The organism is Oceanobacillus sp. FSL H7-0719, assembly GCF_045040795.1.
Taxonomy (GTDB): domain Bacteria; phylum Bacillota; class Bacilli; order Bacillales; family Amphibacillaceae; genus Oceanobacillus.
On the sequence record NZ_CP150301.1, the window covers coordinates 156567 to 177488 of the forward strand.

Genomic DNA, 20922 nt, shown 5'->3' on the forward strand with positions numbered 1-20922 from the left:
GAATCATTAATAAAAAAGGTAATACATTCACGATATCCATATAAGATATGCTCTTGAAAAGCTTATTAAGAAAAGAACAAATTAGGATGAGTGGAAGGTTAAAACAGGAGGTATCAACAATGAGAAATCGGAGCGTATCGTTTTGGCTGTTTCTTACACCAACTTTAGCAGCATTAGCTCTAGTCGTTTTCGTGCCATTTATTTATGGGTTTATATTCTCATTTACAGATTGGAATGGACTGAAGGCGAATGAATTCGTTGGTTTCAGTAATTATATAGATGTATTTAAAGACCAGAACTTTATTAATTCACTGTGGTTTACAATCAAGTTTGCGGTAGTTTCTATTATTTTGGTTAATGTGATTGGATTAGGGCTTGCATTACTTGTGACACAGCGTATGAAATCCAGTAATGCACTAAGAACTGTATTCTTTATGCCAAACTTGATTGGCGGGTTAATTCTTGGTTTCATCTGGCAGTTTATCTTTGTAAGTGCTTTCGATGCAGTGGGCAGCGCCCTTGGAGTTGGAGCTTTGCAAGGCTGGTTATCGAATGCAGAGACTGGTTTTTGGGGGTTAGTTATTCTTAATGTCTGGCAATATGCGGGTTACATCATGATTATATATATTGCTTATTTGGAAAGTGTGCCGCAGGAATTAATAGAAGCATCTGAAATTGATGGAGCAAACGCACTCCAGCGTTTCTGGCGTGTGAAGTTTCCATTAGTAGCACCAGCCTTTACAATTAGTCTTTTCCTGACACTATCAAATGCATTTAAAATGTATGATCAAAACCTTGCATTAACAAATGGAGGACCATTTAGGTCAACAGAAATGGTGGCAATGCAGATCTATAACACAGCTTTTGCGGAATATGATATGGCATTTGCACAAGCGAAAGCAGTTATCTTCTTTATACTTGTTGCAGCAGTTGCGTTAACACAAGTTTATTATAATAAGAAGAGGGAGGTAGATTTATAATGAAGAACAAAAGAAGAAATAAATTTATAATAGAAATTGCAGGAATTCTTCTTGCTTTATTATGGTTATCTCCTTTTTACTTGATGATTGTGAATGCTTTTAAAACAAAAAGAGAAATCTTCTCTGATGTTCTTGGCGCGCCTGGTGAATGGACATTCGAAAACTTTAAACAAGCTTTTATCGACTTGGACTTTGTCAGTTCATTTAGTTACTCTGTTTTTATTTCTGTAGCGAGTGTTATATTAATCATTCTATTCTCTTCAATGGCAGGATACGCATTGGCTAGAAATAAAAGCAAGTTAAGTGGTGTAATCTTTCTAGTGTTTGTTGCTGCAATGCTTATTCCATTCCAGTCGGTAATGATTCCATTAATTTCACTGTTTGGTCAAGTAGACATGCTGAATCCAGGGGGCTTAATTTTCATGTATATTGGATTCGGTGCGAGTCTGTCTATTTTCCTTTATCATGGGGCGATGAGTGGAATCCCAGTATCATTGGATGAGGCAGCCACGATAGACGGTGCAAATCGCTGGCAGATTTTCCTGAAGATTATTTTCCCGATGTTAAAACCAATTTCGGTGACAGTTATGATTCTGAATTTAATCTGGATTTGGAATGACTACTTGCTTCCTTCTCTAGTGTTAAGTCAAAGTACAGCAACAATTCCACTGAAAATGTTCTTTTTCTTTGGACAGTATACGAAACAATGGCATCTGGCACTGGCAGGATTAACGATTGCTATCATACCAATCATTATCGTTTACTTCTTTGCGCAGAAGCAAATTATTAAAGGTGTTACAGATGGTGCGGTGAAATAAATCAAAGAATCTATAATTTAATAGAAGTGAATATAGACCATGATTCACTTTAATTAGGATGGTGAAATCATGTCAGTTACAATTAAGGATGTTGCAAAACGTGCAAATGTATCACCTTCAACTGTATCTCGAGTTATCTCCAATAGCGATAAAATAAGTGAAGCAACGAAGAAGAAAGTCAGAAAAGTCATGAATGAACTCGGATATCATATTAATCTGAATGCCAGAATGCTTGTTCAAAAAACCACGCAAACCATTGGAGTGGTTATGAAACATGCTACATCCGAAGCACTGCATAATCCTTTTTTTCCTGAGTTATTAAGCGGGATAAGCGCTGAGTGTCATAACCAGGATTACAGCTTATTGCTTACAACTGGGAACACAGAAGAATCTATATTTAATGAAGTAGTGAAGATGGCACAAGGAAAGCTTGTCGATGGGATCATCGTATCCTATTCCAAAAAAACGGACAAAGTTGTTCCATATTTACAAGAGATAGGAATCCCATTTGTTGTAATAGGAAAGCCGGCCGAACACGCACAAAAGATTATGCACGTTGACAACGATAATCTTTTGGCAGGGATTGAAGCAACAGAATACTTAATCGAACGTGGTCATGAACAGATTGCGTTCGTAGGGGATGATCCAGAGTATCAAGTTGTCAAAGATCGTTTAAATGGGTTTGAGAATACCTTGTATAAACATCAAATTACAATACCGGAACACTATATTCAGCTAGGATCGTGGAGTGCTGGTTTAAACCAAGTAGTAGTTGAAGATTTATTTAAGACGAGACCTTATCCAACAGCAATAATCACAACGACGGATACGATTGGACTTTATTTATTATCAGCACTTGCAGCAAGAAATATTAAGGTTCCTGAAGATATGAGTGTCATAACATTTAATAATACATTGATATCCCAAATTGCTACACCAAAAATGACCTCAGTCGATATTCAAACCTTTCAATTAGGTTTTGAGGCAGCAAAGAGTGTGATTGAGCTTATTAAAAATCCAAATACTTTTAAAAAGAGTATTATTATTCCAAGTATGATTATTAGCAGAACTTCCACGCAACAGAATAAAGAGACAATCAAAGAGTAAAAGATGGAGGAGGAAATAAAAATGAAAGTAGTAGTCTGGAATGAATTCCGCCATGAAAAAAACAATGAAGAAGTAGCAAAAATTTACCCAGAGGGAATGCATGAAACAATTGCAGCATTTTTGCGGGATGAAGATGTCGAAGTAACTACAGCAACACTGGATGAACCAGAACATGGCTTGACTGATGAAGTGCTGCAAGAAACGGATGTACTTGTTTGGTGGGGACATCTTGCCCATGATGAAGTATCTGAAGAGGTTGCCGAAAAAGTAAAGCAGCGTGTGCTTGAAGGAATGGGGCTAGTTGTTCTGCACTCCGGACATTTCTCCAAAGTGTTTAAGAAATTAATGGGTACAGGCTGTGATTTGAAATGGCGTGAAGCAGGTGAAAATGAAAGATTATGGGTTGTAGATCCAACACATCCAATTACTGCTGGAATTGGTGAATTTATTGAGCTTGAACAGGAAGAAATGTATGGTGAACACTTTGATATTCCAACCCCTGATGAATTGGTTTTTATTAGCTGGTTTAAAGGTGGAGAAGTTTTCCGCAGCGGTGTAACTTTCAAACGTGGAAACGGTAAGATATTCTATTTCCGTCCTGGGCATGAAACACATCCAACTTACCATCACAAAGACATCCAAACAGTCATTAAAAATGGTGTTCGCTGGGCAAAACGGGAAAATGCACAGACACCTTATTATGGCAACTATCAGCCACTAGAAGAATTATAAAAACGGAGGTAGCAGCATGGATAAATTAAAAGTCGCAGTAATCGGTTTGGGAAGTATTGCAAAACATCGTCATTTAATAGAGTATGCAGCAAATGAACATGCAGAAATTGTTGCAGTTTGTGATATTGTCGGGGAAAGAGCAGATACAATTGCTGAACAATATGGTGCAATTGCTTATACGGATTATAAGGAATTATTGCAAAAGGAACAGGTTGATATTGTAAGTGTTTGTCTTCCGAACTACTTGCATGCTCCTGTATCGATTGCTGCATTGGAAGCAAATGCGCATGTACTATGTGAAAAACCAATGGCAACTTCTCGTGAGGAAGCTAAAGAAATGATTGCAGCAGCAGAGAAAAGCGGCAAAAAGCTAATGATTGGTCATAATCAGCGTTTTGTGGCTTCTCACAAGAAAGCAAAAGAACTGATTGCAAGTGGAGAAATTGGAAAAATTTATAGCTTTCGTACAGCATTTGGCCATGGCGGTCCAGAAACATGGAGTGCTGAAGGACCAAATAGCTGGTTCTTTGACAAGGAAAGAGCATTTATCGGAGCAATGGGTGACCTTGGGGTACATAAAGCAGATCTGCTCCGTTATATATTAGGTGAAGAGTTTGTAGAAGTAGCAGCTTTTGTGGAGACCAGTGCAAAAGAAAATGCAACGGTTGATGATAATGCTGCACTTATCTTAAAATCAGAAAGTGGAATAATCGGAACACTGGCAGCGAGCTGGGCTTATACAACTGAAGATAACTCAACGGTTATCTATGGTGAAAAAGCGATATTACGCCTGGAAGATGATCCGGTCAACAATCTGGTAATACAATATAAGACTGGTGAAGTAGTAAAATATGAACTTGAAGCCATTCAGTCGAATGAAGATGGCGGACAAACGTCAACAGGGGTTATTGACCATTTCGTTGATGCAATCCGAAACGACAGTGAACCATTAATCAATGGCAGTGAAGGTAAGAAATCATTGGAAATCATTCTTGGTGCCCTGGAGTCAGTAGAAATGAAAACGATTCAGAAGCTCAACAATTAAACTTTCTGGCATATAAAAGACATGAATTAAATACAAACATATTGATTTATAATAAGGGGGAAGCAAATAATGAAACTAGGTGTATTTACAGTTTTATTCTCAGGGAAAACAGTAGACGAAATGCTTGATCGTGTACAAGCAGCTGGACTGAATGCTGTAGAAATTGGGACTGGCGGCAACCCGGGTAATGCGCACTGTGATCTTGATGGATTACTTGAAAGTGCTGATAAACGGAAAGAGTTTCTGGAGAAAGTTGAATCCCGCGGACTAACAATCAGTGCTTTTAGCTGTCATGATAATCCGATTTCACCAGATAAAAAACATGCGGAAGCATCACATGATACTTTCATTAAAACAGTCCGTCTTGCAGAAATGTTAAATGTGCCTGTAGTAAACACTTTCTCAGGCGTACCAGGATCAAATGAAGATTCAAAGAATCCAAACTGGCCAGTGACACCTTGGCCAACGGAGTACTCTGATATTTTGAATTGGCAGTGGGAAAAGAAACTGATTCCTTATTGGAAGGAAGCTGGTCAATTTGCAGAAGATCATGGTGTAAAAGTTGGGATTGAATTGCATGCAGGTTTTCTTGTGCACACACCATACACGATGTTGAAATTACGTGATGCAACAAATCAAGCTGTAGGAGCTAATCTTGATCCGAGTCATTTATGGTGGCAAGGAATTGATCCAGTTGCAGCAATCAAAATTTTGGGCAAGGAAAATGCAATTCACCATTTCCATGCAAAAGATACTTATATCGATCAGGGCAATGTAAATATGTATGGTTTAACAGATATGCAGCCTTATGGAGATGTGCAAACACGTGCATGGACATTCCGTTCTGTCGGGTATGGACACGGGATTCAAGAATGGACGAATATCGTAAGTGCGCTTCGCACATATGGTTATGATTATGTTATCAGTATTGAACATGAGGACCCAATCATGTCAATTGATGAAGGATTTAACCAGGCAGTGAAGAACTTAAAAGCAATCAATATGAAAGAAAAGCCTGCAGATATGTGGTGGGCCTAAGTTTGTAGTTATTTGCAGCAATGAATGGAAACTCAGGAGGTCTATACGTGAACAGTTCAGGATTAGTCAGTGGAATTTACGCAGTAAGTGAGTGGGTGATGCGTTTTTCTGTCATCAATGTCTTATGGGTGATCTTTAACATTCCTATTCTATTCATTGTTGCAAGCATGTTCTTTTTAACCAGCACTTCTCAGCTGTTTATTTTAGTTGCTATATTAAGTGTTCTAGCACCAATACTATTCTTTCCTGCAACACAAGCAATGTTTGCTTCGATGCGTACCTTTATTTTGAAGCGTGAAGAGCAGGGATTAATTAAAATGTATTGGAAGTTTTATAAAGAAAATTATAAGAATAGTTTTCTTGCAGGGGTAATCTTTACTCTGCTGTGGCTGATTTGGTATGTTGATGTCTATTATTTCAGCAAAGAAAATATTTTGTTCATGTTTATATTTATGGTATTAGGTGCTGTTCTCTTTGTGTTTACTATAAATTATTTCTCGGTGGGAGCACACTATAATATGAACCTGCTTCAGCTGATTAAAAATGCGTTTTTACTCACACTGGGGAGTGCAATTCTGTTTTTTGCAGTGCTCTTTTCAGGTGGCTTTATTTTATTGATGAGCATTTATAAGTTTCAGTTTTTATTTTTCTTCTTCACTGGCAGTCTGATTGCATTCCTTGCGTTCTCAGCCTTTTATCAGACGACAATCAGACTTAAGAAGAATTAGGAGGGCTAGAATGGAAAGAAAATGGTGGAAAGAAATGGTGGCCTACCAGGTTTATCCGCGAAGTTTTATGGATTCCAATGGGGACGGGATAGGCGACATTCAGGGTATTGTTCAAAAGCTTGATTATCTTGCTGATCTGGGAATTGATTTAATCTGGATTAGTCCGATTTATCAATCACCTAATGATGATAATGGTTATGATATTAGTGATTATAAAGCGATATTAGCAGACTTTGGAACAATGGAAGATTTTGATCTCCTCTTAGAGGAAGTACATAGACGCGGAATGAAACTGATCATGGATCTGGTTATTAATCATACGTCAGATGAGCATCACTGGTTTGTTGAATCACGTTCTTCCAAAGAGAATCCTTACCGTGATTATTATATCTGGCGCGAGGGAGAAAATGGCAAAGAACCGAATAACTGGGAGTCGATTTTCAGTGGCTCTGCATGGCAATTTGATGAGCAAACAGGAGAATATTACCTCCACGTTTTCTCCAAAAAGCAGCCAGATTTGAACTGGGAAAATCCAGTTGTGCGCAATGAACTATATAATATGGTGAATTGGTGGCTCGATAAGGGAATTGATGGTTTCCGAGTGGATGCAATTTCACATATTAAAAAACGAGAAGGATTTCCAGATATGCCGAATCCGCAGAATGATAAATATGTTTCATCCTTCGATATGCATATGAACCAGCCTGGCATACAGGAATTTTTGAAGGAATTAAAGGAAGAGACTTTTGAGAAATACGATATCGTTACTGTTGGGGAAGCAAATGGGGTTGATGCAAATCATGCAGATGAATGGGTTGGAAGTGAGAACGGGAAGTTTAACATGATATTCCAATTTGAGCATCTTGATTTATGGGCCAAAGATAAAAATAAGGGAATTGATCTGCCGCAGCTGAAAGAGACACTCACTCGCTGGCAAAAAGCGCTTGATGGCTCGGGGTGGAATGCACTCTTTATGGAAAACCATGACCAGCCGCGGGCAATTTCTTCTTGGGGAGATTCCGTGAATTACCATCAGGAGTCAGCAAAAGCAATTGCAACACTTTATTTTCTGATGCAAGGTACACCTTTTATTTATCAGGGTCAGGAAATTGGCATGACAAATGTGAAATTTCCATCGATAACGGATTATGATGATGTACGCATGCGGAACTTCTATCATTATGAGAGAGAAGCAGGACGCCCGGAAGAGGAAATCATGGAAATTATCTGGCAAACAAGTCGTGATAACTCACGGACACCGATGCAATGGGATGATAGCAAAAATGCTGGATTTACAGAAGGAACTCCTTGGATTGGTGTAAATCCTAACTATAAAGCAATCAACGTGGAAGAAGCAATAAAAAATCCAACATCGATTTTCCATTACTATAAACAGCTTATACAGCTGCGCAAGGAAAATGATGTACTAATTTATGGAACGTATGACTTAGCGCTTAAAGAACATGACCGAATCTTCGCATACACACGTAGACTGGAAGACAGTCTGGTTCTGGTGCTGGTTAATATGTTTGCAGAGGAAACTGCATTTAACTTAGATGAATCACTTGATATTTCCAACGCTGAATTATTGTTGTCGAATTATGAAAATTTAACGGAAAACAAAATGCAGCCATATGAAACACGAGTTTATCGAATAAAATAAGTGGGACAGTCAGGGGGGAGCCCTGATGTCCCATTTTTTTGATTTTAACCATCTCGAATATGGACATCCTGTTCCTGCTCAATGTGAAAGGAGTACAAACGTTTGCGCATAAGTTTCATAAATAGTGAGGTCTTCACTGCAATGCAATAGTTAAATATTACAGTCTATAAACACTACAGATTGAGTTTATGTAGTAACAACGTTGTTATGATGGCGTTATAGAATGAAAAACCATTAAGTTATGGTTGCGCTTTCATTAAAGTTATGTATAATTAATATTACAATGGTTGTGCAAACGTTTTCTCATATAGGCATAATACATTGATAAATGTAAATAAATGGGGAGGTCAATTTAATGAAAAAGTGGTTAAGTTATGCTTTTGCCATGCTGCTGATGATAGGGGTACTAGCAGCATGTGGACCAGACGAGGCAGATCCGGCTAAAGAAGATGGGAATGACAATGGTAGTGCAGAGGGAGATATGCCTGAGAAACCTGAATCATTAACACTATGGGTAAATGCGGAAGAAAAGCAAGAAGAGGCTGTAGAACAAATTGCTGAAAAGTATACAGAAGAAACAGGAATTGAAGTCAAACTTGTTCCAGTTGATATGCTTGAACAAGTAGAAAAATTAGATGTAGAGGGTCCAGCTGGTAATGGACCAGATATTATTTTCCAGCCGCATGATAGAATTGGAGACTTAGCACTTCGAGGTTTGGTAGAGCCAGTAGATTTAGGTGAAACCGAATCAGATTATACAGATATTGCTTTAGATGGAGTTACATTTGATGGTGATTATTGGGGTTACCCCGCAGTAATGGAAACATACGCCATGTACTATAATAAATCACTTGTTGACTCAGCTCCAGAAACAATGGAAGATGTTATGAATGTTGCAGCTGACTTTACAGATGCATCACAAGATAAATACGGTTTCTTAATGGAAGCAGCTAATTTATACTTTGTTTATCCATTTTTCTCTGGCTATGGTGCCTACGTTTTCGCAAATGATGGTGAAAACTACGATATTACTGATATAGGACTAGCTAATGGTGGAGCAAAGCAGGGCGGGGAATTAGTCAAGACTTGGTTTGACGAAGGTTATATCCCGCAGGATTTAACACCAGATATTATGAACGGCCTATTCAGAGAAGGGAAGGTCGCCACTGTAATTAATGGTCCTTGGATGGTTCGCGAGTATAGTGAGGCATTGGGTGATGATCTTGGTGTTGTACCATTGCCAGTTCTTGAAAATGGAGAACATCCGAAGTCATTTGTAGGTGTAAAATCGTATATGCTGTCTTATTACTCTGAAAATAAAGAGTGGGCACAGGATTTAATGAAATATATTACAAATGAGGAGAATTCAATTACGTATTACGAAGTTGCGGGTGAAATGCCCCCTCGTCATGATGCAATTGAAAATCCAATCATAGCAGATGATGAAATTTATTCTGCTTTCGCTGAGCAAACAACGTATGGCGAACCAATGCCAAATGTTCCAGCAATGCAGCAGATTTGGGATCCATTTAATGATGCTTTGAACTTCATTTCTAAAGGAGAGCCAGTAGACGAAGTTTTAGATGAATCTGTGCAATCAATGAATGACAATATTGAGGCGTCTGGTGCAAATCAGTAAAGTTAAAACATGATATGGGAGCGGCAATGCTCCCATATCATATTTTCATGAAAGACTTGCATCAAAAGAAGCAATTTACTTGATTGAGGGGAGAGAAAGACATGGCAAACAATCAAACCAAGAGGAAAAGTGGAATGGGTGCCCCGCGTAATATAGCTACATTGTTATCTGTCTTGGTTCCTGGATTAGGCCAATTTTATAATAGACGTATATTAAAAGGGCTGTTACTGCTGATTGTTGCAATATCCTTTTTAATTACTACATGGGATTATATTGATATTGGGATTTGGGGATTATTCACACTTGGAACAATACCGCGTGAACACCACTCCATTCAATTATTATTACAAGGACTAATTTCCTTGATTATTCTTTTCTTTGGAATCTGTATTTATGCCTTTAATATTATCGATGCTCGTAAAGACGCAAAGGCCCGGGAAGAAGGCATACCAACCCCAACATTGATAAACGGGATTACTAGTTTTTATGATCGCGGATTCCCGTATTTTATGATTCTGCCTGGATTAATTATGCTTCTGTTTATTGTGGTTCTGCCGCTATTATTTATGCTGGCGCTGGCATTTACGGATTATAATCAATACAATGCACCACCTCGGAATCTATTGAGCTGGGTAGGATTCGATAACTTTGTTGATCTTGTTAATATTGATATTTGGAAAGATACATTTCTAAGTGTATTTACCTGGACAATTGTATGGACAGTTGTTGCAACAACACTGCAACTTGCACTTGGATTTTTCTTAGCCTTATTAGTAAACGATAAGCGGATTAAATTTAAGCGTACGATTCGTACAGTACTTATTCTGCCTTGGGCTGTTCCTGCATTTGTATCAATTTTAATCTTTTCAGCCTTATTCAATCCGACATTCGGTGCTATAAACCGTGATATATTAAGTCAATTTGAGTTAATGATTCCTTGGCTGTCAGATCCATTTTGGGCAAAAATTGCTCTAATTATGATACAAACCTGGCTGGGATTCCCATTTGTTTTTGCATTATTTACAGGAGTGCTTCAAAGTGTGCCTGCGGATATGTATGAGGCTGCTGATGTTGATGGCGGGACTCGCTGGCAAAAGCTCCGACATATTACATTGCCGCATGTTCTATTTGCAACGGCGCCATTACTTATCATGCAATATGCAGGGAACTTCAATAATTTTAATATCATTTATTTGTTTAATGAGGGAAATCCGGCTGTGCGCGGGCAAAACGCCGGCGGTACGGACATCTTGATTTCATGGGTTTATAAACTGACATTCGAAACGAATAATTACAATATGGCAGCAGCAATTACAATTATTATGGGAATCATTGTGATGGGATTTGCATTCTTCCAGTTCAGAAAAACTGCTGCATTTAAAGAAGAGGGGGAACGTTACTAATGAATAGAAAAACAAAATCTAAAATCGAAGTAACGTTTATCTATATATTTTTTCTAATTATGTTTGTAATCATTGGCTATCCATTATTTTGGGCAATTATGATGAGTTTTAATCCAGGTACAAATATGCTTGTCACAGATATACTTCCGGATAATCCAACACTTGAACATTATAAATGGCTGTTTACTGACCCGCGCAGTGATTATTTAGTTTGGTATAAAAATAGTTTATTTGTTGCAGTGTTAAATGCACTAGGCTCGGTTATTATCACCTCGCTTATTGCTTATGCTTTTTCACGTTATAAATTCATTGGACGAAAGTATGGACTGTATATGTTTCTCCTGCTGCAGATGTTTCCAGCACTAATGGGAATGGTGGCAATCTATATCCTGCTGAATACAATTGGTTTAACAGATTCACTCTGGGGTTTACTATTTGTATATCTTGGCGGTCAGATACCATTTAATGCCTGGCTGGTTAAAGGCTATTTTGATACGATACCAAAAGAATTGGATGAGGCGGCAAAAATTGATGGTGCTGGACACTTGAAAATTTTTTGGACGATTATGCTGCCACTTGCTAAACCAATTTTAGCAGTTGTCGCGTTATTCAATTTTATGGCACCTTTTATGGACTTCTTATTGCCCCGTATAGTACTGACAAGTCCAGAAAACTTTACTTTAGCACTTGGGTTATATAGTTTTATCAATGACCAGTTTTCAACGAACTTTACCCGGTTTGCAGCTGGAGCTATACTGATAGCAATTCCAATTTCACTCGTATTTCTATTATTACAGCGCTATTTGATATCTGGATTAACATCTGGAGCAACAAAAGGCTAAATAAATGTAATGGCTGCTGAAATACATTAATATTAAAGTAAGAAAATGAGAAGGGTGAAGAAATGGTAACAATAAAAGATGTAGCAAAGGCGGCAGGTGTATCACCCTCTACAGTCTCAAGAGTGATTGCAGATAATCCGAGAATTAGCTCTGATACAAAGAAAAAAGTGCGCAGAATGATGAAGGAATTAGGTTATCATCCTAATATACATGCACGGAATTTGGTTGTTAAGTCCACAAAGACAATCGGAGTTATTTTACCATCATCTGCCGATAAAGCATTGCAAAACCCATTTTTTCCAGAGATTCTGCGAGGAATTGGATCAATCACACATAAAGAACAATATTCCATGATGCTCTCCAGCGGGCAAACAGAGACAGAAATCTTTTCAGAAGTAGAGAGAATGGTGTATGGAAGTTATGTAGATGGTTTAATTTTACTTTACTCGCGGCTGAATGACCGCGTAACAAACTTTCTTAGGGAGCAAGAATTTCCTTTTGTAATTGTCGGAAAGCCTTATGAATATATAAATGAAATAACCCATGTTGACAATGATAATTTTGCAGCGGGAAAAGAAATTACAGAGCATCTCATCGGAATGGGACATAAAGAAATTGCATTTATAGGTGGGGCGAAGGATTTATTTGTTACAATTGATCGGGAAAAAGGTTATCAAGTGGCGCTTTATGAGGCTGGAATACAAAATCAAGAAGAATATATTGTTCATACTGAATTTCTGAAGGCCGGCGGACGTGAAGCGGTAGAGGATTTATTAGCATTGAAAAAGCGTCCAACCGCTATTGTCGTCAGTGATGATTTGATCAGTCTGGGAGTTTTAAGCATGCTTGAGGATTCAGGCATCAATGTGCCAGGTGATATCTCATTAGTAAGTTTTAATAATGTATATTTATCTGAAATCATCCGTCCCGCATTAACTACGATTGATATACAAATTAATGAATTAGGAGCACAATCCGCCAAAGCATTAATTGAAAAAACACTGAATAAATCAGAACCTGCAAAACGAATTACGATACCACATAGAATTATATATCGTGATTCTGCAAAAGAATTTAAAACTGGTACAGCCAGGGACAAACCCTGATTGTACCAGTTTTTTTAAACCATTTGAACAGCTGTTTCGGCGAATGCATCACAACGTTCCATATCTTCATTTGCTGGGGTTAAGTCAACCTTTAAACGTATTGGTACAAGCTTTGCCCCAATATGTTCTAATTTATCTCCCATCAAGTCTACTGATAAACAAAATTCGTCATAAGCTGTATCACCTGAGCCGAAAACGCCAAATAGGCGGTCTTTCAAATTGACCTCATCTAATTCATCATAGAAATCCTCTGCTTCAAATGGAATTTCCCCATCGTCATTTGAATGGGTGCCAATTAAAACGAGATCATAATCCAGCAATTCCTCGACATCTATCGGATCAAAATCAAATGTTTTGATAACAACTTCGTGATTTTTATATTCAAGATAGCCTGCAATTGCTTCGGCCATCATCTCAGTATTCCCTGTCGCTGATATATATAGGATAAGTATCTTAGCCACGTAAATCCCTCCCTCATTATATTTTACAATACATCATGAATCCGTTCCAATAAAATAAGCCTGCTTCCAACAGAGGAACCAGAACGTCAGCGTTTCTTTGAATTATAAACGTATTCGCTTTTTTGTATCCCTGGGGATATTGATTCTGCATTTCTTTTACCCCGCAATTACAGCCTGTCCAAGGGTCAAAACTAAACTGGTTTCCAGCATATAGAGCAGGGAATAAACACAGTAAAACTAGACCTAAAGAAATGGGTCTTTTCTCTTGTTTGTTTTTCATAAAAAGCTTAAGATTAAAGGAGTGTTACCGATATACATAATGTGTGGAATCTTTATTATTAATACTTGCAGCAATTATAACTTCTTAACTTAGTTCTGAACGAAATAATAATACGAGAAGAAAAGAGAGATAAATAATGAAAAAGCAGAAGAAAATCAGCAGAAAGTTATTTAAATCAAGTCTCCGCAAACAAATTACGATTCCATTCATGATCTTAATTATTCTTGCAGTAGGTATTGTTGCTTTAGTCAGTTATAACTTCAGTGTCAGAACGACAACGGACGAGCTATCCAATAATGTTGAAAAACAAATGCTTGGCGTAAATGATACGTTTAATTTGTATTTTAAAAATATGGAAAACCATATAACCCGGCTGGCCAATCATTCTACGCTAAGACATTATAACGGTGACGACTTCAGTGCGTTGTATACATATCTTCAGGAAACCGGGGATGCTGATGAATATATTAAAGCTGTATATTCCGGTTATAACCAGAATGGAGAAATAATTATTTATCCTTATAATGATTCGGTTCATGGAATGAATGCAAAAGACCGGGATTGGTATCAGGAAGCAGTTGCAGCAGAAGGGGAGATTATTTGGACAGAACCATATGAAGATGCACTGACGGGCAGTATTTATATTACGGCAGCAAAAGCATTTTACCAATATAATGATTTAGTTGGGGTGGCAGGCATTGACGTGGACCCAGCAGCTCTAGTAGAAATTATGAACGATATTACAATTGGTGAGAGCGGGTATGCAGTAACGCTTGATAAGTCGGGTAATTTTCTCACCAATCCAGATCCTGCGCTTATTGGCCAGAATATCTCGAATGAACAATACTATCAAAAAATCATGGGAGCGGGGGACCATGGACTTGTAGAAACATCAGTAAATGGTGAAGATATTATTGTTGGCTTTGTGAAAAATCCAGTAACTGGCTGGACACTTGCAGGTATCATAAATAAAGCAGAATTTTCCAGTAAGGCAAGTGTCATTCTCATTCCAATTTTGATAAGTCTAGGCGTTGTTTTAATTCTGGCGGTTTTTGCAGCAATGATTCTTACCAGAAGAATTACGAAGCCAATTCATCGTTTGCAAACAACGATGTTACAAGCGGAAAAAGGAGATTTAACAGCAAAGATTCATAATCATCGAGATGATGAAATTGGTGAATTAAGCAGAAGCTTTGCAAATATGCTAAAGCAAAATCGCCAAATGATGCAGAAAATAGCAGATGTTTCTCAGCAAGTATCTGATGCGTCACAGAAACTTGTTGCCAGTTCAGAGGAAAATACAGCATCGGCTAATGAAGTGGCTGTCACAATGGCAGAAATAGCGGCAGGTGCAAATGACCAATCTGAACTGACTGAACAAAATTCAGAAGCCTTTGATGCACTTTCAGATAAAATAAAAGATATTAATCAAAAGAATGAACAAATGGCTGAAAATGCTGAACGAATGGGCAAGTACTCATCTGCTGGTGTAGAAAAAATCCAAGATTTGGCAACCCGTTCTGCTGAAACAACGGAGAAAGCAGCAGATGTAATGACAGCAATTCAGCAGTTAAATGAAAAGTCCGCTAATATACATTCAATCGTTGATAAAATCGCAACCATTGCAAGCCAAACGAACTTACTTGCTTTAAATGCTTCCATCGAAGCCGCGAGAGCTGGCGAGCATGGCCATGGATTCGCAGTTGTTGCCAATGAAGTTGGCAAACTTGCAGAACAAACTACAGAAGCATTGAAGGATGTTTCTGGCATCATAGAAGAGATGCAGGGAGAAACACGATCTTCAGTAGCTCTCGTAGAACAGACAATGGAGCAATTTGAATATCAAACGAAAAGTGTTGCTGAAACAGGACAAGCTTTCATGGCGATTTCCAGTTCGGTACATGAAAATAATGAAATGATTGAACAAGTGCTTTCTTTGACAAATTCAATAATAGAACAGGAAAAAGTACTTCTTAAGAGTACAAGACGTTTCTCAGAAATTAGTGAGGATACTGCGTCAGGAACAGAGGAAATTTCTGCGGCAATTGAACAGCAGACTGCTTCTATGGAACAATTAACGAATCTTGCAACAAATCTCGAATCATTTGCTTTAGAAATGCAAGAAGAAATCAAACAGTTTAAATTCGAATAATCATATATCAACCTCTTTGCCAGAGAGAATTTATGATGGCAAAATGATAAAGTTATGATATTTACTATAGTTTCTTATGAAGTGAACCGATATAATAGATATAGGCAGAAAGAATTAGATTGCAGTAAAATAGATTACCGAAATAATAAACTTATAAACAAATAGTACGGATAGTTGTGAAAGGACGTGCAAAATGGAAGTAAATCAATATTTAGATGTCTTCCTTGATGAAAGCCGCGAGCATCTTCAGGCAGTGAATGATAATATATTAGTTTTGGAAAATGAACCAGAGAATCTCAGTTTAGTAAATGAAATTTTTCGCTCTGCCCACACCTTAAAAGGAATGGCAGCGACGATGGGATATGAAGATATCGCATCACTGACACATAAAATGGAAAACGTCCTCGATTCCATCCGTAATAATCAATTAAAGGTAACAACGGAAGTAATTGATATTATCTTTGTCGCAATCGAATACTTAGAAGAGATGGTTGAAGACATTAGTAATGGAAATGATGGTAAGAAAGATGTAACAAAACTTGTTGAACGTCTTGATCGTTTTGAAAAAGGCGAACAGCCAGCAGCTGATGAAGCTGCTGCAACATTGGAAACTGAAGTTGCCGATGCCATTGCGATAGATCTTGATGAATTTCAAATGACGATTGTCGATCAGGCAGAAGAACAAGGTTTTTCTGCATACAAAATCATTGTTACTCTAAGTGATCAATGTGTTCTTAAAGGTGCAAGAGCATACATGGTATTTGAAGCACTGGAAGGAAAAGGCGAGACAATCAAGACAAATCCCGCAACAGAGGAAATTGAAGAAGGTAACTTTGAAAATGAGTTTGAACTGATTTTCTTATCAAAAGAGCCGAAAGACAATATTAAATCGATTATTCAATCTGTATCAGAAGTAAAAGAAGTTCGTATGGATAATGTTACTTTTAAATCCAAGAATACGCAGCATGCAGTTGAAGAAGATAGCAGCAAAACAGTGGAAGAAAAAACAAATAAATCAAAACAGACGGAAGAAAACGGTGCAGCACAACATGCATCAAAAACGATTAGAGTGAATCTTGAAAGAATTGATGACCTTCTCAATCTATTTGAAGAAGTTGTTATTGATCAAAGTCGCTTAGATGTTATTTCCAATCAGTTACGCAATCCTGAGCTGCGGGAAACGGTTGAACATATGAACCGAGTTTCTTCTGATATGCAGGGATTGATTCTTGCCATGCGCATGGTCCCAGTTGATCAGGTCTTTAATCGTTTCCCAAGGATGATCAGAGGACTTGCACGCGACTTGAATAAGAAAATTAATCTGGAAATTCTAGGTGCTGAAACAGAGCTGGATCGCACCGTAATTGATGAAATCGGTGATCCGCTTGTCCATCTTATTCGCAATTCAGTCGATCACGGCATTGAACTTCCAGAAGTGCGTAAAGCAGCAGGCAAGCCTGAAGAAGGCAGTATCATTCTGCGTGCTTTCCACAGCGGAAACCATGTATTTATTGAAATTGAAGATAACGGTGCAGGAATCAATATTGAAAAAGTACGTGCGAAAGCAGTTGAAAATGGGATTGTTACTCCAGAAGAAGCCGCTGCATTAACTAAAGATGAGGTTGCAGAACTGATCCTTGCGAGTGGTTTTAGTACAGCTGATACAATTTCCAGTGTATCTGGCCGTGGTGTTGGGCTCGACGTTGTGAAGAGCAAAATCGAATCACTTGGCGGCAATATTTCGATTGAATCGAAAGAGGGAGAAGGCAGCATCTTCTCAATACAATTGCCATTAACCTTATCGATTATCTCTACATTGCTTGTGAAATGCAGAGAAGAAACCTATGCAGTACCTTTATCATCAATTATTGAAACAGTCTTATTAGAAGATGATGAGATTTTGTATACCCATGGTCAAAAAGTGATGGATTTCCGTGGGCAGGTTGTCCCGCTGCTCGATTTGCAGACAGTCTTGAATATCCCTGAAGATGGGGATGATGAAGAAAGAAAAAATGCAGTCGTTGTGCTGAAAAAAGGTGAAAAGCTTACTGGACTCGTTGTGGACAGCTTTATTGGCCAGCAAGAACTCGTCCTTAAATCACTTGGTGAATATTTAGGTGACGTATTTGCAATCTCTGGAGCAACGATTCTCGGAGACGGTCAGGTCGCTTTAATTATAGACCCAAATGCACTAATTAAATAAGAAGTGGGAGTTGTAAAGAATGGCAGAACCAACCAAATATATTTTATTTAAACTTAATGATCAAACCTTTGCTGTAGAAGTACAACAAGTCATTTCAATTGAAAGATTACAGCATATTACAGCTGTACCACGTACTTCGGCTTTTATTAAAGGTGTAACAGAAATTAGAGGAGAAACAACGGCAATCGTCGATTTAAAAGAAAGATTACAAATGCCGGCAGCAGAAAGCACAAGTGATACTAGAATTCTGGTTGTTATCATAGAGAATGTACAAGTTGGGTTAATTGTTGATGCAGCTACAGAAGTAAAGGATATTGAACAAGCTTATCTTGAAGCTGCACCACAAATTATTTCGGGAATCCGTGATACGTTCTTACATGGTGTTGCGAAGATTGATGAGCGCTTAATCCTTGTGTTGGATTTAGAAAAAATCCTCGACTTCGAGGAAACAAATGAACTAAAAGAAGTCCTTGTAGATTAAATCAAATAAAAATGCCTGAGCCGGAAAAAATGGTTCAGGCTTTTTTATTTACTAGATTTCTGCCTTGAACAATGGGTTATTCGGAACGATTATCATCCCGTCCGCAACTTACGAGCAGAAAAGTTGCTAGAATAAATAAGCAGAATATCCTTCAGAGAATTGCTCCATTCTAAGCTCGTAATTTTATTAATAGACGTGTTTGAGTACAAAAGGTTTTTAACGAATATATAGGTTATTTCTTCTTGTTTTTCTTCAGCATTTCGTGTCTGTATGCTTCTGATTGCCCTTTTGGAATACTGAGTGTTTTCCAGTCTTTATCATTAATCTGCTTCGCTATATAGATGATTTGCCCAATATGAGAAGCATAATGGGCGATCTGTCTTTCGATTGCATCTATCACACTTTGTTCTTCACCACGAATTCTTACCTGTTTCAGTAAATCATCTGGTGTTAAGCTTTGAATCGACTGAAATAAAACCTCCCAGCCAGCTTCCCAAATCGTAATTAGTGCATCTAGTGAAGCAATATCATCTATAAATTCATCATCTCTTTTTCTTGTGCTCTTTTCTCCATCTGTTGTTAAAAAGTCTGTCCAGCGAGAAATCATGTTTCCGCTTAAATGCTTTGCAATTACTGCGATACTGTTAGAGGTTTCGTTTAATCTCCAGTGTATTTCCTCATCAGAAAGTTGGTGAAAGCTCCTGTCACCTTGAACTTTTAAAGCTTTAAACCTGCTATCGATAACCCGTAAATATTCTTCAGCAATTCGCATCTTATTCACTCCATCATGAGATAAATTATTCGCCTTCATGATACCATAATATTGCAAAGATAATAGATGAAATCAAAAAAATAACACACCAGAGCTGATGTGTTATTTTTAATGTTTTTACATAAATATATCTAAAATTAATACAACCCCAAGACCGACAATTGAAGTCGTGAAGAGAAGCATTCCCCAGGTCTTGAAAGTATCTTTAATTGACAGGTTGAAGTATTCCTTAAACAGCCAGAAAGAAGCATCATTCACATGTGTGATCGTGTTACTGCCTGCTGCAGTTGCTAGCACCATTAAAACAGGATTAACATCAAAGGTTGTAATTAATGGACCAACAATGCCTGCTGCTGTAATTGCAGATACAACACCAGTACCTGTTGCAATACGGAGCATTGCTGTAATGAGCCAAGCCATAATTAATGGATTAATTGTAGTGTTTTCCATCATGCTGGCGATGTAATCACCAACACCGGAATCTAAAATAATCTCTTTGAATGCTCCACCAGCACCAACGATAAAGATAATCATTGCAATACCCTTAATTGCTCCATCAAAGGAATTCATAATTTCCTTCATATTCCTTCCAACACGAATACCAAATACGTAAATTGCAATAAGTACTGCAAGTAATAAACTCATCTCTGCACTGCCGAAGAAGTTAACGAGCTGGTAGAGGAAAGTATCTTCGCCAATAAACATATTGATAATTGTGGCAATGGAAATCATAATAGCTGGAATAAGTGGAACGAGTAAACTGATTCCAAATCCAGGCATTTCTTCATCAGTAAATTCTTTTGGTTTTTCTAAAAGTGGTGGTACAGGTCGATCTTTATCCTTATATATTCTTGGGAAAATAATACCTGCAGCAATAACACCAGGAATAAATACGACAATCCCCAGCATATACACTAACCCCATGTCCGCACCATAGGCCTCAACTAAAGCCGTTGGTCCTGGCTGAGGAGGGAATAGACTGTGGGACAATGTAGTTGCCGCAACCATCGTGATTCCAAGTTTCATATAAGGAATCTTTGCTTCAATTGCAATACTAATAACTAATGGAGCGAGAATAATAAATGCTACTTCATAGAATACAGAGACACCAAATATCGCTCCAACAATAATCAATGCCCACTGCACATTTTTTACACCAAACTTATCAAGTAAGGTAGAAGAAATACGCTGTGCCGCTCCAGAATCGACCATAAGCTTACCAAGAACAGCACCAAAACCAATAATTAATGCAAGACTTCCTAAAGTTGAGCCAAGCCCGGATTTAATTGTGTCTACAATACTTGTCAGCTCCATGCCATTTAAAAGGCCGACAAAAATACCTGCGATAACTAGAGCTAAAACACTATTAAGTTTCACTTTCATATTTAAAAATAGTAATAGCCCAACACCGATAGCTAAAGAAATAATCGGCATATTGCTTACTAGCCAATCCATTGTAATTCCCTCCTAAG

The 20922-nt window shown here is 37.9% G+C and carries 18 protein-coding genes; 15 read left to right on the plus strand and 3 right to left on the minus strand.

The window, feature by feature from the left end; all coding sequences use genetic code 11:
• Positions 1-119 precede the first annotated feature (119 nt).
• The 12 genes from NST93_RS00760 (at position 120) to NST93_RS00815 (ending at position 13101) form a co-directional block, all read left to right on the plus strand.
• Entirely contained in the window at positions 120-980 is an 861-nt protein-coding gene (locus NST93_RS00760; RefSeq protein ID WP_405100256.1) for a carbohydrate ABC transporter permease, read from the plus strand.
• Positions 980-1798 (plus strand): carbohydrate ABC transporter permease, encoded by an 819-nt coding sequence (locus NST93_RS00765; protein WP_405100258.1) that lies wholly within the window; start codon positions 980-982, stop codon positions 1796-1798. Before NST93_RS00760 ends, NST93_RS00765 begins: the two co-directional genes overlap by 1 nt.
• A 69-nt stretch (positions 1799-1867) precedes the next feature.
• The gene (locus NST93_RS00770) at positions 1868-2905 is read left to right on the plus strand and encodes a LacI family DNA-binding transcriptional regulator (protein WP_405100260.1); all 1038 of its coding nucleotides are present in this window, start codon (positions 1868-1870) and stop codon (positions 2903-2905) included.
• A 21-nt stretch (positions 2906-2926) separates the two neighbouring features.
• Positions 2927-3637, plus strand: a complete 711-nt coding sequence (locus tag NST93_RS00775) for a ThuA domain-containing protein (RefSeq protein ID WP_405100262.1) — start codon at positions 2927-2929, stop codon at positions 3635-3637.
• Positions 3638-3653: 16 nt separating this feature from the next.
• Positions 3654-4682, plus strand: coding sequence for a Gfo/Idh/MocA family protein (locus NST93_RS00780; protein ID WP_405100264.1), 1029 nt, complete (start codon positions 3654-3656; stop codon positions 4680-4682).
• Positions 4683-4751: 69 nt separating this feature from the next.
• Positions 4752-5720 (plus strand): sugar phosphate isomerase/epimerase family protein, encoded by a 969-nt coding sequence (locus NST93_RS00785; protein ID WP_405100266.1) that lies wholly within the window; start codon positions 4752-4754, stop codon positions 5718-5720.
• Between the two features lie 47 nt (positions 5721-5767).
• On the plus strand, positions 5768-6448 hold the full coding sequence (locus NST93_RS00790; RefSeq protein ID WP_405100268.1) for a YesL family protein: 681 nt from the start codon (positions 5768-5770) through the stop codon (positions 6446-6448).
• Between the two features lie 10 nt (positions 6449-6458).
• On the plus strand, positions 6459-8111 hold the full coding sequence (locus tag NST93_RS00795) for an alpha-glucosidase (RefSeq protein ID WP_405100270.1): 1653 nt from the start codon (positions 6459-6461) through the stop codon (positions 8109-8111).
• A gap of 355 nt (positions 8112-8466) precedes the next feature.
• Complete coding sequence (locus tag NST93_RS00800; protein ID WP_405100272.1) at positions 8467-9750, plus strand: extracellular solute-binding protein; 1284 nt, start codon at positions 8467-8469, stop codon at positions 9748-9750.
• Positions 9751-9851: 101 nt separating this feature from the next.
• Complete coding sequence (locus NST93_RS00805; RefSeq protein ID WP_405100274.1) at positions 9852-11153, plus strand: ABC transporter permease subunit; 1302 nt, start codon at positions 9852-9854, stop codon at positions 11151-11153.
• A complete protein-coding gene (locus NST93_RS00810) occupies positions 11153-11995 on the plus strand; it encodes a sugar ABC transporter permease (protein ID WP_405100276.1) in 843 nt (280 codons plus the stop codon). The genes NST93_RS00805 and NST93_RS00810 overlap by 1 nt, the downstream gene beginning before the upstream one ends.
• Before the next feature lie 62 nt (positions 11996-12057).
• On the plus strand, positions 12058-13101 hold the full coding sequence (locus NST93_RS00815) for a LacI family DNA-binding transcriptional regulator (RefSeq protein WP_405100278.1): 1044 nt from the start codon (positions 12058-12060) through the stop codon (positions 13099-13101).
• A gap of 14 nt (positions 13102-13115) precedes the next feature.
• Here the strand turns inward: NST93_RS00815 and NST93_RS00820 are convergent, their stop codons facing one another.
• On the minus strand, positions 13116-13562 hold the full coding sequence (locus NST93_RS00820; RefSeq protein WP_405100280.1) for a flavodoxin domain-containing protein: 447 nt from the start codon (positions 13560-13562) through the stop codon (positions 13116-13118).
• A 416-nt stretch (positions 13563-13978) separates the two neighbouring features.
• Here NST93_RS00820 and NST93_RS00825 point away from each other — a divergent pair, with 416 nt between their 5' ends.
• The 3 genes from NST93_RS00825 (at position 13979) to NST93_RS00835 (ending at position 18678) form a co-directional block, all read left to right on the plus strand.
• Positions 13979-15994 (plus strand): methyl-accepting chemotaxis protein, encoded by a 2016-nt coding sequence (locus tag NST93_RS00825; protein ID WP_405100282.1) that lies wholly within the window; start codon positions 13979-13981, stop codon positions 15992-15994.
• A gap of 193 nt (positions 15995-16187) precedes the next feature.
• A complete protein-coding gene (locus NST93_RS00830; RefSeq protein WP_405100284.1) occupies positions 16188-18197 on the plus strand; it encodes a chemotaxis protein CheW in 2010 nt (669 codons plus the stop codon).
• Between the two features lie 19 nt (positions 18198-18216).
• Positions 18217-18678 (plus strand): chemotaxis protein CheW, encoded by a 462-nt coding sequence (locus NST93_RS00835; RefSeq protein WP_405100286.1) that lies wholly within the window; start codon positions 18217-18219, stop codon positions 18676-18678.
• A 232-nt stretch (positions 18679-18910) separates the two neighbouring features.
• Here NST93_RS00835 and NST93_RS00840 read toward each other — a convergent pair whose 3' ends face one another.
• Together NST93_RS00840 and NST93_RS00845 are read right to left on the minus strand one after the other, a co-directional pair.
• Positions 18911-19450, minus strand: a complete 540-nt coding sequence (locus NST93_RS00840; protein ID WP_405100288.1) for a DUF1572 family protein — start codon at positions 19448-19450, stop codon at positions 18911-18913.
• 117 nt (positions 19451-19567) lie between these two features.
• On the minus strand, positions 19568-20905 hold the full coding sequence (locus tag NST93_RS00845) for a gluconate:H+ symporter (protein ID WP_405100289.1): 1338 nt from the start codon (positions 20903-20905) through the stop codon (positions 19568-19570).
• Between the last annotated feature and the right edge of the window lie 17 nt (positions 20906-20922).

Excerpts from the sequence above, each read along its gene's own strand:
- NST93_RS00800 (WP_405100272.1), top strand. The coding sequence starts at position 8,467 with ATGAAAAAGTGGTTAAGTTATGCTTTTGCCATGCTGCTGATGATAGGG.
- NST93_RS00810 (WP_405100276.1), top strand. The coding sequence starts at position 11,153 with ATGAATAGAAAAACAAAATCTAAAATCGAAGTAACGTTTATCTATATA.
- NST93_RS00840 (WP_405100288.1), bottom strand. The coding sequence starts at position 19,450 with ATGCGAATTGCTGAAGAATATTTACGGGTTATCGATAGCAGGTTTAAA.
- NST93_RS00805 (WP_405100274.1), top strand. The coding sequence starts at position 9,852 with ATGGCAAACAATCAAACCAAGAGGAAAAGTGGAATGGGTGCCCCGCGT.
- NST93_RS00765 (WP_405100258.1), top strand. The coding sequence starts at position 980 with ATGAAGAACAAAAGAAGAAATAAATTTATAATAGAAATTGCAGGAATT.
- NST93_RS00815 (WP_405100278.1), top strand. The coding sequence starts at position 12,058 with ATGGTAACAATAAAAGATGTAGCAAAGGCGGCAGGTGTATCACCCTCT.
- NST93_RS00825 (WP_405100282.1), top strand. The coding sequence starts at position 13,979 with ATGAAAAAGCAGAAGAAAATCAGCAGAAAGTTATTTAAATCAAGTCTC.
- NST93_RS00830 (WP_405100284.1), top strand. The coding sequence starts at position 16,188 with ATGGAAGTAAATCAATATTTAGATGTCTTCCTTGATGAAAGCCGCGAG.
- NST93_RS00845 (WP_405100289.1), bottom strand. The coding sequence starts at position 20,905 with ATGGATTGGCTAGTAAGCAATATGCCGATTATTTCTTTAGCTATCGGT.
- NST93_RS00785 (WP_405100266.1), top strand. The coding sequence starts at position 4,752 with ATGAAACTAGGTGTATTTACAGTTTTATTCTCAGGGAAAACAGTAGAC.
- NST93_RS00775 (WP_405100262.1), top strand. The coding sequence starts at position 2,927 with ATGAAAGTAGTAGTCTGGAATGAATTCCGCCATGAAAAAAACAATGAA.
- NST93_RS00835 (WP_405100286.1), top strand. The coding sequence starts at position 18,217 with ATGGCAGAACCAACCAAATATATTTTATTTAAACTTAATGATCAAACC.
- NST93_RS00770 (WP_405100260.1), top strand. The coding sequence starts at position 1,868 with ATGTCAGTTACAATTAAGGATGTTGCAAAACGTGCAAATGTATCACCT.
- NST93_RS00760 (WP_405100256.1), top strand. The coding sequence starts at position 120 with ATGAGAAATCGGAGCGTATCGTTTTGGCTGTTTCTTACACCAACTTTA.
- NST93_RS00780 (WP_405100264.1), top strand. The coding sequence starts at position 3,654 with ATGGATAAATTAAAAGTCGCAGTAATCGGTTTGGGAAGTATTGCAAAA.
- NST93_RS00795 (WP_405100270.1), top strand. The coding sequence starts at position 6,459 with ATGGAAAGAAAATGGTGGAAAGAAATGGTGGCCTACCAGGTTTATCCG.